This is a genomic window from Microbacterium sp. HM-570 (assembly GCF_054165885.1).
The window spans coordinates 2,694,574-2,707,248 of record NZ_CM135111.1 but is presented as its reverse complement, the minus strand read 5'-3'; the positions used below and the strand labels follow the sequence as shown (position 1 = coordinate 2,707,248).

General features: G+C 67.2%; 11 protein-coding genes and 1 pseudogene. 8 read left to right on the top strand and 4 right to left on the bottom strand.

All coding sequences use genetic code 11. From position 1 onward, the window contains the following. Positions 1-120 precede the first annotated feature (120 nt). Positions 121-1,314 carry an amidohydrolase family protein gene (locus ACT9TC_RS12995; protein ID WP_458042931.1) on the top strand — a complete coding sequence of 398 codons (1,194 nt, stop codon included), beginning with the start codon at positions 121-123 and terminating at the stop codon, positions 1,312-1,314. A gap of 22 nt (positions 1,315-1,336) precedes the next feature. Here the strand turns inward: ACT9TC_RS12995 and ACT9TC_RS12990 are convergent, their stop codons facing one another. Then, positions 1,337-4,138, bottom strand: coding sequence for a heavy metal translocating P-type ATPase (locus ACT9TC_RS12990; RefSeq protein ID WP_458040893.1), 2,802 nt, complete (start codon positions 4,136-4,138; stop codon positions 1,337-1,339). A 776-nt stretch (positions 4,139-4,914) separates the two neighbouring features. Between ACT9TC_RS12990 and ACT9TC_RS12985 the strand changes: the two genes are divergently transcribed. The 6 genes from ACT9TC_RS12985 (at position 4,915) to ACT9TC_RS12960 (ending at position 9,251) form a co-directional block, all read left to right on the top strand. Continuing rightward, on the top strand, positions 4,915-5,280 hold the full coding sequence (locus tag ACT9TC_RS12985; RefSeq protein WP_458040892.1) for a BlaI/MecI/CopY family transcriptional regulator: 366 nt from the start codon (positions 4,915-4,917) through the stop codon (positions 5,278-5,280). Further along, positions 5,277-6,266 carry a M56 family metallopeptidase gene (locus ACT9TC_RS12980; RefSeq protein WP_458040891.1) on the top strand — a complete coding sequence of 330 codons (990 nt, stop codon included), beginning with the start codon at positions 5,277-5,279 and terminating at the stop codon, positions 6,264-6,266. Before ACT9TC_RS12985 ends, ACT9TC_RS12980 begins: the two co-directional genes overlap by 4 nt. A gap of 281 nt (positions 6,267-6,547) precedes the next feature. After that, positions 6,548-6,724 carry a hypothetical protein gene (locus ACT9TC_RS12975; RefSeq protein ID WP_458040890.1) on the top strand — a complete coding sequence of 59 codons (177 nt, stop codon included), beginning with the start codon at positions 6,548-6,550 and terminating at the stop codon, positions 6,722-6,724. 94 nt (positions 6,725-6,818) lie between these two features. Beyond that, positions 6,819-7,046, top strand: a complete 228-nt coding sequence (locus ACT9TC_RS12970) for a hypothetical protein (RefSeq protein ID WP_458040889.1) — start codon at positions 6,819-6,821, stop codon at positions 7,044-7,046. A gap of 853 nt (positions 7,047-7,899) precedes the next feature. Next, positions 7,900-8,826 carry a prolipoprotein diacylglyceryl transferase gene (lgt, locus tag ACT9TC_RS12965; RefSeq protein WP_458040888.1) on the top strand — a complete coding sequence of 309 codons (927 nt, stop codon included), beginning with the start codon at positions 7,900-7,902 and terminating at the stop codon, positions 8,824-8,826. A gap of 38 nt (positions 8,827-8,864) precedes the next feature. Further along, the gene (locus ACT9TC_RS12960; RefSeq protein ID WP_458040887.1) at positions 8,865-9,251 is read left to right on the top strand and encodes an SHOCT domain-containing protein; all 387 of its coding nucleotides are present in this window, start codon (positions 8,865-8,867) and stop codon (positions 9,249-9,251) included. Between the two features lie 73 nt (positions 9,252-9,324). Here ACT9TC_RS12960 and ACT9TC_RS12955 read toward each other — a convergent pair whose 3' ends face one another. The 3 genes and pseudogenes from ACT9TC_RS12955 to ACT9TC_RS12945 all read right to left on the bottom strand — a co-directional run bounded on the left by ACT9TC_RS12955 (position 9,325) and on the right by ACT9TC_RS12945 (position 11,127). Further along, positions 9,325-9,876 (bottom strand): OsmC family protein, encoded by a 552-nt coding sequence (locus ACT9TC_RS12955; protein WP_458040886.1) that lies wholly within the window; start codon positions 9,874-9,876, stop codon positions 9,325-9,327. Between the two features lie 411 nt (positions 9,877-10,287). After that, a pseudogene (locus ACT9TC_RS12950) lies at positions 10,288-10,519 on the bottom strand (IS3-like element ISGmo1 family transposase); the annotation flags it as partial. Positions 10,520-10,737: 218 nt separating this feature from the next. Next, on the bottom strand, positions 10,738-11,127 hold the full coding sequence (locus ACT9TC_RS12945) for a heavy metal-responsive transcriptional regulator (protein ID WP_458040885.1): 390 nt from the start codon (positions 11,125-11,127) through the stop codon (positions 10,738-10,740). Between the two features lie 102 nt (positions 11,128-11,229). On the opposite strand from ACT9TC_RS12945, the gene merA reads away from it, so the two are divergent. Further along, on the top strand, positions 11,230-12,663 hold the full coding sequence (merA, locus tag ACT9TC_RS12940) for a mercury(II) reductase (RefSeq protein ID WP_458040884.1): 1,434 nt from the start codon (positions 11,230-11,232) through the stop codon (positions 12,661-12,663). The last annotated feature ends 12 nt before the right edge of the window (positions 12,664-12,675 follow it).

The window sequence follows — 12,675 nt, the reverse complement described above, 5'->3', positions numbered from 1 at the left end:
AAGTACAGCTCAAGCTCCGCGTTGTGGACGGTTCGCGCGTTCAAGCGCTTTGCCCACGTGTCGTTTCCTTCGACCTCGCGGTCGAACGCCCCATTGAGGAGAGCTCTTGTTTAGGCGTTTCTGGCGCACCTGGACCATCTGAGCTATTCGCCGAACACCATCAAGGCCTATGCCCATGACCTCCAAGACCTGTTTGGGTGGCTCGGCGACACCGGCCTGGATTGGCGGAATGTGCAGTTGCAGGACATCGGCGAATGGGTCGCCTGGTTGCGGGTTCCCCGGCGGCTGCGCGGCTCGGGCATCCCGGTTCTCCCGACGGTGGAGAGCGCTGTCTCGGAGCGGACGTTGCAGCGCAAGCTGGCGGCTGCCTCGGCGTTCTATGACTTCCATCTACGCTCCGATGTTGGGGTGGAGCTGGCGTTGTCACAGTGGACGCCGGGCTCGCGCCGTGGCGGCTTCAAGGGCTTCCTCGTGCACGCCGAGCGCGGAGCCCGGCGGCGGGAGATCCGAGCGATCGAGCTCGCCGCCGAGGCGGGCACCCCGTGGCTGCGCGTCGCCGGTATCAAGCTCGTGCTCGACGGCGTCATCGACGCCTGCACGGCGGCGATGCGGCATCCGTACGCCGACGGCTCGAACGCCGCACCCATCTGGCCGCTCGACGACCTCGCGCCTGTCGTCGTCGCAGCCGACGCCGCCGGCCTGCAGATCGCGATGCACGCGATCGGCGACGCGGCGAGCGGCATCGCCCTCGACGCCCTCGAGCACGCCCACGCCGTGAACGGCGACCGCCACCGGCGCCACCGCATCGAGCACCTCGAGTACGCCGACCCGGCCGACATCGTGCGGCTCGCGCGACTCGGCGTCACGGCGTCGATGCAGCCCGTGCACGCCGACCCGGCGATCTGGGCGAACTGGGCCGCGATGCTCGGCGACGAACGCGCCGACCGCGGCTTCGCCTGGACCGAGTTCACGGATGCCGGCGCCCGCCTGGCCTTCTCGACGGATGCCCCGACCGCGCCGCACGAGGCCCTGCCCAACCTGTACGTGGCCGCGACCCGGCGCTCCGCGCTCGACGGATCGTTCCCGCCCAGCCACCCCGAATACGCGGTGCCCCTCGAGGACGCCGTCGTGCACGCGACGCGCGACGCGGCGGCATCGTGCCTCGACGACGACGTGCGCGGCAGCATCGCGCCCGGCCTCGCGGCCGACTTCGCGGTGCTCGATCGAGACCCGTTCACCGAGGGCGCGGAGGCGCTCCTCGAAGCGCGCGTCGTGCGCACGGTCGTGGCGGGGGCCACCGTCTACGAAGTGTGACCCGTGGCGGCGTCCGATCCGGTCAGCGGACCGCAGTGGCGTACCTGGCCGGGTCGGCGTTGAAGCTCTCTGCGCATCCGTTCGAGCAGAAGTAGTAGGTGCGGCTTTCGTACTCGGTGCTTCCGGCGGCGGACGCCGGGTCGACGCTCATACCGCACACGGGGTCGGTGACCTTCTGGGACATGTGTTCCTCAATCTCTTCTTCTTCGCGTCCGACCTCCACTACAGGGTCGGTGGCTGGGATCCGGGCGGCATCGGGGACGGTCGGCGGGGTGAAGCTGCGAAGCCTGTTGGCGTTGGTCACCACGGACAGCGAGGACAGCGCCATCGCCGCTGCGGCAAGCATCGGGCTGAGGGTCCAGCCCAGCGCCGGGTACAGGAGGCCGGCGGCGATCGGGATGCCCGCGGCGTTGTAGAAGAACGCGAAGATCAGGTTCTGGTGGATGTTGCGCATCGTGGCCCGCGACAGGTCCACCGCGGTCACCAGCCCGGACAGCGCCCCCGAGATCAGGGTGATGTCGGATGACTCGATGGCCACGTCGGTGCCGGTGCCGATGGCGGAGCCGACGTCCGCCTGGGCCAGGGCGGGGGCGTCGTTGATGCCGTCGCCGACCATCCCGACCACGCGGCCCTCGCCCTGCAGCCGTTTGACCTCCGCGGCCTTGTGCTGGGGCATGACCTCCGCGAGGACCCTGCCGATGCCGACCTGCCGGGCGATCGCCGCGGCGGTGGCCCGGTTGTCCCCCGTCATCATCACCACGTCGATCCCGCGGGCACGCAGGGCCGCGACGGCGGCGGCGGAGCCGTCCTTGACGGTGTCCGCGACGCCGATCACACCGGCGAAGCGGCCGTCGACGGCTGCCAGGATCGGGGTCTTGCCGTCGGCGGCCAGCCGGTCGTCGTCGCCGGATTCCGCCGGGATGCCGGCACCGGCAAGCAGCCGCCGGTTGCCGACGAGCACCTCCCGGCCGCCCACCAGGGCGCGCACGCCCTGCCCTGTGACGGAATCGAACCCGGCCGCCTCGGGCAGCTCCATGCCGCGCTCGGCCGCTCCGGCCACGATCGCCGTCGCCAGCGGGTGCTCGGAGGCCCGCTCGACAGCGGCCACCAAGGTCAGCAGCTCGGCCTCGGAGAACCCTTCGGCGGGCAGCACGTCGGTCAGGGCGGGAGCGCCCCTGGTGATCGTGCCGGTCTTGTCGAGCACCACCGTGTCGAGCTTGTGGGCCGTCTCTAGTGCCTCTGCGTCGCGGATCAGGATGCCGGCCGTGGCCCCCTTGCCGGTGGCCACGGTGATCGACAGCGGCGTGGCCAGCCCCAATGCGCAGGGGCAGGCGATGATCAGCACCGACACGGCGGCAACGAGCGCGAAGACGAACGCCGGCGGCGGACCGGCCAGCTCCCACGCCACGAAGGCCCAGATGGCGACCGCGATGACCGCGGGCACGAAGTAGCCCGAGACCTTGTCGACCAGCCGCTGGATCGGGGCCTTCGACCCCTGCGCCTGCCGCACGAGCGCGATGATCTGTGCGAGCATCGTGTCCGCGCCGACCTTGGTCGCCGTGTACCGGAACGAACCCGTCTGGTTGATCGTGGCCCCGATGACCGTGTCACCGGTCCTCTTCGTCACCGGAATCGGCTCGCCGGTGACCATCGACTCGTCCACCGCGGAGGCGCCGTCGAGGACCTCTCCGTCGACGGGCAGCTTCTCCCCGGGGCGGACGACCACGACATCGCCTCGGACCACCTGGTCGATCTGGACCTCCAGCTCCTGCCCGCCGCGGATCACTCGCGCGATGCGGGGCTGAAGCCCGATCAGGGTGCGGATCGCCTCCCCGGTCCCGGCCTTCGCCTTGGTCTCCAGCAGCCGGCCGAGCAGGATCAGGGTGATGATCACCCCCACCACCTCGTAATAGACCTCCCGCGCCTCTGCGGGAAGGGCGCCCGGTGCGAATGTGACCACGAGGCTGTAACCGAACGCGGCGATGGTGCCCAGCGTGATCAGCGAGTTCATCTCCGCGGTCCGGTGCGACAACGCCAGCCACCCGGTCTTGTGAATGGGCCAGCCGGTGTAGAAGAACACCGGCACGATCAGCAAAAGCTGGAAGAAGTCGTTCATCAGCAACGGCGGCACCCACGTGGCACCGAACAGCTTCACCGCCATCACCGCGAAAAGCACCGGGAAGGTCAGAATCGCACCCAGGATGACCCGATTGCGCAGATCCCTGATCTCCGCCGCACGCTCACGCTCCTCGGCATCTCCGGAGTCTTCCGCCACACTCAGCGTCGGCATCGCGGCCAGCGGCTGCGCGCCACCACCGTGTACATGTTCGGCCGCCACCGCGTCCTGCGCGTGGTCACCCGTGCCGCCATCGGCGTGGACATCCGTACCGCCCTCGCTCTCCTGACGCTCGGCCAGCGCGACGGCAGAGCCCCCACCGTCGGCGTCCGAACCGCCCAGGACACGGATGCGCCCGTGCAGCATGTTCATGCCGCACGCGAACGTGTACTCACCGGGCTCGTCGGGGGTGAACTCCACCGTGGTCGTCTCATTCGCGGGCAGCAGCTGGTTGACCTTGAAGTCGGGGAACACCACGCGCGAGGAGCACTCGCCGCTCTCCTGCCGGTCGAACGACAGGCGCACCGGCACCCCCGCTGCGACCTCGATCGTGTCCGGGCTGTACCCGCCCTTGACGGTCACCGTCACGACCTGCACCCCGTCGGCGACCTCGGCCTTGCTCGACTTCTTCGGCCCGAAGAAGAACCAAGCGATGAACGCCGTCAGCGCCAGTGCCCCCCCGATGACCAGAACGTCACCGACAGCCATGGCCCCCACCTCCCTGCACCTTGCAGCAGCCTGTCCGCTGAGTTCTGAGCCGTCGCAGACCCGAGCGATCGCGCTGCGCGCCGATCGCCGTCCTCTCATCATGGACGGGCCATCCCGCCATGGTGTCCAACCCTGAACGCGAGTTCATGGCTTCTCCGTTTAGGGTGGGTGCCCCAGCCGCTATACCCTTACCCCCCATGGGTGTCAACGCGTTTGCTTTCCATTACCCTTGAGGTCGGCGTGAAGTGCATCCTGATACGAGGATTCTCCGGGAGCCAGTCGTTGATGTGTTGGTGCTTGTGGGTGTGGTCATTGTCCGTGACCACACAGAGTCGTTCACCGGGTAGGCGCGGGCACCCTCTTCATCACGTCGAGGAAATCGGCCTTCCCGTTCCGGTCGTATGCACTTGTCCGCCCCCTCCCAACTGCCGTGGACGTGGAGTTCGCTCCAAGGCAAGCTCTCTTCTTCACCTCTGGTAGTCGCCTACGCGATATCGACATGTTGCCCTCTGTGGTAGCGCCCTCATCCTCAACTCGGAGAGCCCGCTGTCCGAAATCTTCAGGGGAGGTTACAACACAGGTACTCTCACGGCAGCCCCGAGATCCCCGGTGCGGTGCGCAATAGGCGTCGGAGCAACAGTGAAGCAGGGACAGCAAACCGAGAGCGCGAGCGGGTCAGCGCAGCGCAGAGCGCGCGCTTGCTAACGCGGCCAGGAGTAGGATGTAATCCCTGATCATCCGGCATGGCCCAGAGTGACGAGGGGTGAGGAGTTCGGTTGCCCAAGTTCGGGAATCTCGAAAGCGCGATCATGAATGCGGTGTGGCATGCCGATCGGCCGCTGCTGGTGCGCGACGTGTTGGACCGCATGGGACGCGAGCTCGCGTACACCACGGTGCAGACCGTGATGGAGATCCTGCACCGCAAGGGCTGGCTGACAAAGAGTCGTGACGGCCGGGCATTCCGGTACGGTGCGGCGGCGAGCCGCGATGAATATGTTTCGGGCTTGGTTGGCGAGGCCCTCGCCCTGAGCGATGACAGCACGGCGGCCCTCGTAGGGTTCGTCGAGCGGATGCAGCCGGATGAGGTGGATGAGCTGCGCCGCATGCTGGGTTCGGCACGAGAACAGCGAGAGCGCGGATGACCGCCGCACTGACCCTGCTCGGCTACGCACTGCTGATTGCGGCCACGGTCCCGCGGTTGCTGCGGGCGGCCGCATGGGTGGACCGTGCGCCACGACTGGCGATCATCGCCTGGCAGGTGACCACCGTGAGCATCCTCACTTCCGTCGTCTTGGCGGGCGTCGCCCTCACCGTCCCGACAGTGCCGGTCACTGGCAACCTTGCAGAGTGGTTGAACGCCTGTCTCATGGCCCTCCGGGAGCAGTACGCTTCTACCGGCGGCGTCGCCAGCGGGGCAGCAGGTGTCGCGCTCGCCCTGGCCGTGACTGGACGCATCGGCTGGTCCCTCACCATCGCGACGCGGCGAATGGTCAGGGAGCGGGACAGCCACCGCCGGACCCTCGACATCGTCGGACAGCCAGATCATCGGCATGGTTTCGTCATCCTAGAGTCCGACGAGTCGATGGTGTACTGTCTCCCGGGGCGCCGCCATCGTACCGTCATCACGCGGGCCGCGCTCGGCAACCTCGACGATCGTCAGCTCAGGGCGGTGCTGGCACATGAGCGTGCCCACCTGCGCGAGCGCCACGATCTTGTCCTGCTGTTCTCCGCTGCGATCGCCGCCGCATTCCCATTCCTGAGGATCTTCCGCACGGCAACCACGGAGACCACACGATTGGTGGAATTGCGTGCCGATGACATCGCGAGCGTCAAGACTGATCGGCTTACTCTGGCCGAGGCTCTGCTCTTGGTGACATCCGGTGGTGCGCCGCGCGCCACTCCCGGTGTCGCACTCGGAGTAGGGAATGATGCCGCCGCCCGCGTCCGCCGGCTGATCCCACCCCGAAACCGGATCAGCCGAACTCAGGGGGCGGTCGGCTCCGCCGCCGTCGCAGCTGCCCTGGTGCTTCCATTGGTGATTCTCAGCGGACCTGCTGCGGTGGCCGCACAGCACCCCATCTGCCCTGCCGACTCGATCGGGGCAGCGAGCGCGACCACGACCGCCTGACCCGGCGGCTCCGCTCGTCGCGTCGGTAGTGCGACGACCGACTGGACAAACGTCCTCCTATCTCCTAAACTCCTTAGTAGATTGGTCCCACCTGCATTCTTTGCCGAGCGGGCCACGAACGGAGTGTATGGACGAGGTACTGTTCGGCGGCATGCCGGTTACCGCTTGCCTCGTCGGGCCGAATGGAACCATCCCGTGGAGTGCCCACTACGGCGGTGTCCCGACTACACCACGTACGTTCCTGTCGAGCAGCTACTCAGCGACCTGAAGGAGGGAGTCACGTGATCAACCCGATCCTGCTGATTCAGCCCGACTGCACGTGGTGCGCCGACAGAAAGCAACCGCTCGCCGAGCTCGATGAAGACATCCCACTACCCCGCGTCGACGAGGTCGACTTGCGCAGCGACCGGGCCGTCGACTCGCCACCGACCATCGCCTCATGGTCGCGCGCGGCCTGATCGCCCACGTCCGGTTTTCCAAGCGCGCTCCGCACGCAGCTGCTCGTTCTCACCCCTGCCGATATCACCTCCAACTGACCAGAAGGGTCATCTCGTGGAACTGTCGTACCTCCTGCTCGTCCTCGTCTGCCCGCTCGTCATGGGCGCCATGATGTGGTTCATGATGCGTGGAAACAGCGCAAAGCCGCACGCAAGCGCGGACCAGGAACAGGAGCTGGCCAAGCTGCGTGCAGAGATCGCCGCGCTGCGACCCGCACCTGCCCCCTTCGACGAGCGGCACCCCGCCCCCGCCTCGCGCGCTGACAAGCACACCTCGGCATGACCCCGGAGGTGCTGATCACCCTCGCCGCAGCGGCAGCGGGGATCGGTCTGATGTGGTTCGTCTGCATCCGTCCGATGCGAAAGATGCATTCCTCGGCGAAGGCGCCGGGCACAGCACGAATGGACAGCTCAACTGGGAGCGGTTGCTGCGCTTCGGCATCGTCGCCCAGCATCGAGGATCAGCTTCGGGCCGCGAGGAAAGAGCTGCAACAGCTCCGGCAGGCCGAGAACCCGGCCGAACCTGACTCGAGCCCGTCGCCCTCCAACGGGCGCGGTGGCCTATAAGGCGCCGCCGAACCGTTCCCCCTCTTCACTCGCTGTCGGGCAGTGGGACGAGTCGGTGCGGGTCGCCGGGGAGTTCGGATCTCTTCCATTCGAGACCAATACTGATGCCATTCGAGACCAGTACCGATGCCCGCAACATGCCGCATTGCGCCGAAAGGAGACCAGTGAACACGGAACGAGTCGAACTCCGCGGCGACTGGATGACCTGCGCATCCGGTGAGATACGGATCGAAGAAGCTCAATCGCATTCCGGGAGTCGGCGTGGCCGTGAACTATGCGACTGCGAAGGCACGGGTCGTTTCGCGATGCCGGGCCTCCTGAAGCCGCTGATCGGCGGAGCCGCGATGGCCTCCTCCTCTGTCCTCCTGGTCACCAACAGTCTTCGTCTTCGCCGGTTGAGCCCTGGCCAGTGCAGCCAGTGCAACTGAACGCTTCCGGCCAGAGCCGGGCACCGAATCCCCTGTCGGTCGTTCCGCCTCCACGCCAGCCGATTCCCACCCGAATGACGCACAGAAAGCCACGCCGTGAATTTCATTACCAGTATCCCCCGTCCCCCGGGGCAGTCTCTGATGCTCGGGCCGATCCACATCACGTACTACGCCCTGATCATTCTGACAGCGATCGCAGTGGCCATCTGGCTCACCTCATGGCGACTCAAGCGACGCGGTGGCCCGTCGGGCGTGGTGCTCGATATCGCCATCTGGGCGGTGCCCTTCGGCATCGTCGGCGGACGCCTGTACCACGTGGTGACTCACCCGGGAGATTACTTCTTCCCCGGCGCGGACCTCACGAAGATCTTCTTCGTTTGGGAGGGCGGGCTCGCCATCTTCGGCGCGGCCATCTTCGGCGCGCTCGGAGCCTACATCGGGTGTCGCCGGGCCGGCATCCGCTTCCTATCTTTCGCCGACGCGCTCGCGCCTGCGCTGCTGATCGCCCAGGGCATCGGGCGGATCGGCTGCTACTTCGCCGAAGAACTGTTCGGCGCCCCCACCACCCTTCCCTGGGGGCTGGAGGTCAGCCCGACCAACCCCGCGTTCCCAGCCGGGCTCCCCGCCGACACCCTCTTCCATCCGCTGTTCCTGTACGAGCTCATCTGGAACTTCATCGGTGCCGGTGTCATCTTTGCCGCCGAGCGCAGGTTCCACCTGCGTTGGGGCAAGGCCATCGGGCTCTATCTCGTCTGGTACGGCATCGGCAGGACGTGGCTCGAGGACCTGCGCCTCGACCCGACCGAGTTCCTGCTGGGCGGTGTCAAGATCAACATGGTCACCGCAATGACTGTTGCCCTCCTCGGGGTCGTCTTCATCATCGTGCAGAGCCGTCGCAGACTGGGGCCGGAGACGAGCGTCTATCTTCCCGGGCGCGACCCCGATGCTGCAGCACCCTCAGCAGAGGCGCGGACACCAGATGTTCACTCTGACGTCGACGATGACCTCGTATCCGCTTCGCCCTCCACCGACGGTCGAAGCGATCTGCGGCAACCGCCCGGCGCCTGAGGCCTACGTGATCACACCCCGAAAGAAGGAGAAAACAGATGATGGACTCTGAGACGACGCCGACGCCCGAGCCGACGCCCTCGCCGTCGGACATGTCCGGGATGGAGGGCATGTCCGGGATGGACGGCATGATGTCGATGATGGACGAGATGATGGGAGAGATGATGTCGATGGACGGTATGGGCGGTATGGGGTGGACGGGCGGTATGGGGTGGATGTGGGTGTGGACGATCCTGCTCGCACTCCTGCTCATCGCGGGGCTGGTTCTGCTGGTGCTGCTGATTGTCAGAATGGTTCGCAGTCAGGGGAGCACCTCAGCCGCGGCCGCCGATGGGAGTGGCGCGGCACGGCGGATACTCGCCGAACGATACGCGCGTGGCGAGATCGACTCGGATGAGTACCAGACACGGCGGGACGGTCTGTAGCGGGTCGAACAAGAGAAAATGTGGCAGCGCTGGCACTGATACCACCCGCGTGTCTTTGGCGGATGGCCCGGGATCAGGCCTTCGAGACGGTGATGCTGACCGGGGTCGGGTTCGCGAAGACGTCGAGAACTGGGCAGTGTTCGTCAACCGCGTCCTTCAGTTCCTTGTAGCGTTCCTCCGTCTCGGGACCGGAGATCCGGACATCGAGCCGTACCGACGTGAAGCCGGCGCGCACGCCTTCCTCGATCCCGAACAATTTTCGTGCGTCGAGGTCCTCTTCTGCCTCGATCGCGATGCCGTCGACCTGAACGCCGAGCGCCTGGGCGTACAGCCGGTACACGACGACCTGGCAGGACAGCAGGGCGCCAAGGGCATACTCGACCGGGCTCGCCGCGGCATCGTCCCCCGCGAGCGCGGCGGGCTCATCGACCGCGAAGGTGTGCTTTCCCGATGTGACCCGCGAGGCGACCGAGCCTTCGCCTTCCGCCTTCACGCGGAACGTCAGCTCTGCCGCGGTCGGGTCCGCCGAGATCCGCTCACCCCACGAGGCGGCGGCGGTCGTCAGGCGCTCGGTGCGCTGCTCAGCGATGGGGGGATGTCCGGTTGAGGTCTCGAGGAGCGTCATAACGCGACGCAAACCTGCCTCCCGCTGGCGTGCGAGCGGGCCTGCCGCACGGCGCAATAAAGGCGGCTCCGGCGTCTCACATTGCCGGGCGCACCGCTTGCATGCGCCCGGGTAGGTGGTCACATCGTGGGCGTCCAGGTGGTGCCACCGTCCTCCGACCGGATCTCAGCTTGGGCTCGACGGAGCGCGCCAGCGCAGAGGTTCCGCCGTCAACCGAGAGGGTCACGGCGCTGGTCGCTGGGGGGCGATTTCCTCCCAGCCGGTCCCGCCGTCGGTGCTGCGCGCTGCGCAGTTCATGCCGACGACGACGATCTCGTCGGTGTCGGCCGGATCCCAAGTCACCACCATGGCTCCCTGTGGCCCGCCGAGGCTGGTCCAGCTGAGCCTTGATCCGATTCGGTATGGGGTGTCCTGGATCATCGCCCCGAGGTGTGCACGCCGCGCTGCCTGGTCCGAGAACGTGCCCTGACGCTCCACCCACGCGTAGTAGCCGGCGCGGGACACGCCGAGCAGCCGGGCCATGAACTCGACCGCGTGGAAGGCCTTCTCCGCGTGCATCAGCGTGAACTTCTCGCTCACTTCTGCTCCCTCGCGAAGAAGCCGCGGCTTTTTTCAAGAACGCGTTCTCCTCCGCCAGCCGCCGGCGAGAATGTCAACTGAACTCAGACCCGGGGTGGCAATCTAAGCGAGGACCACCTGGGTGTGATGGCGGTGGGGGCCGATGCCCGTCGTCACGGGCTTGCTGGCGCGGGCTCGGGGTTGCCGGATTGCCACGTCGAATCTGTCGTCGAGCCATGGTGTGGGGTTGCAAGGCGGTTTCTGGCCACCTCGCCTTGAGGTGTGTCAGGACGGCGTCTTTCGCTACAGGTATTGGCAGATCTGGTTTGCCGCGCAACTCTCCGTGTCGATGGAAGTGGCCTCGGCGCGCAGTTCGGCGAGGGTCTCGCGCAGCGACACGAGGTGCTGTAGTTGGGCGTCGATGTCCGCCAAGCGTTGGTCGAGCAGGCCGCGGACGTGCTCACAAGGAGCGTCGCCGCCGTCGCGGATGTCGAGCACCTGCCGGATCTGGGCGAGGGTGAGGCCCGCAGCTTGTCCGCGGTGGACGAAGTCGATACGGGCGACAGACTCCAAGCTGTAGTCACGGTAGCCGGACTGCGTGCGGTCGGGCTCGGGGAGGAGGCCCTGTTCTTCATAGAACCGCAGGGTCTTCGTAGTGGTGCCGGCCGCGTCGGCGAGCTCTCCGATCCGCATGGCATCTCCTAATTCCGAGCTAGGGCTTGACCTTCCATCATACTGGAAGGTCCAGAATGGGGGCATCGAGGGAGTTCTCAAGCTGATCGGAAAGGAATTTGGATGAGCAGCACGAGGGTTGATCTCGCGGTGATCGGCTCAGGCGGAGCGGCGTTCGCGGCCGCGATCCGCGCGCGTGGACTGGGCAAGTCGGTAGTGATGATCGAGCGTGGCACGGTCGGTGGCACCTGTGTGAACACCGGCTGCGTGCCGTCCAAGGCGTTGATCGCTGCGGCCGAGGCACGTTACACCGCTGCCGACGCCGCAGGCCGGTTCCCGGGGATACATGCCGACGCGGGTTCGGTGGATATGCCCACCCTCGTCGAGGGCAAGCAGTCGCTCGTGGAGTCGATGCGTTCGGCGAAGTACGTCGACATCGCCGAGGCCTACGACTGGCCGATCCGGCAGGGTGCGGCGACCTTCACGGGCACCCCGGATGCGCCGCTTCTCCGAGTGATGGCACCGGACGGCAGCGGTGAGGTGATCGAGGCCGAGCATTACCTGGTCGCCACCGGTGCCCAGCCGTGGATCCCACCGATCCCCGGCCTGGAGCAGGTGGACTACCTGACCTCCACGACCGCGATGGAACTAAACGAGGTGCCCGACTCACTGCTGGTCCTCGGCGGCGGCGACGTCGGCCTGGAGCTGGCCCAGCTCTTCGCCCACCTCGGGGCGACGGTCACCATGCTGGTGCGCTCCCGCCTGGCCTCCCGCGAGGAGCCGGAGGTGTCCCAGCTGCTGCAATCGGTGTTCGCCGACGAGGGCATCCGGGTGGTACGCCGTGCCGAGGTCACTGCCATCAGGCGCGACGACCCGACAGGGCAGGTCGTGGCCACGGCAACGGTGTCCGGGGGCACGAGTGAGTTCCGGGCCGACCGGGTGCTCGTGGCTATGGGCCGCCATCCGGTCACCGACGCGCTCAACCTGGACGTCATCGAGGCCAAGACCGGCCTCGACGGGGCGATCATGGTCGACGACGGCCTGGCCACCTCGAACCCGCGGATCTGGGCGGCCGGCGATGTGACCGGGCACCCCGAGTTCGTCTACGTCGCGGCCTCGCACGGCGCGATGGCTGTCGACAACGCCTTCACCGGCGTCGGCCGGACCATCGACTACACCCACCTGCCCCGGGTCACGTTCACCAGCCCCGCGGTCGGCGCGGTCGGGATGACCGAGAGGGAGGCCATCGCCGCCGGGTATCGGTGCGACTGCCGGGTGCTGCCGCTCGACTACGTGTCCCGGGCCCTGGTGAACCGGGACACCCGCGGGTTCATCAAGGTCGTCCGCGATGCCGAGAGCGACCGGATCCTCGGGATCACCGCGGTCGCCAAGGACGCCGGCGAGTTCGCCGCCGCCGGGGTCTACATCCTCGAAGGACAGATGACCGCCGACCAGGTCGCCCATGCCTGGGCGCCCTACCTGACCATGGCGGAGGGTATCAAGATCGCCTGCCAATCCTTCACCACTGACGTCAGCAAGCTGTCCTGCTGCGCCTGACGCGCAAGCACT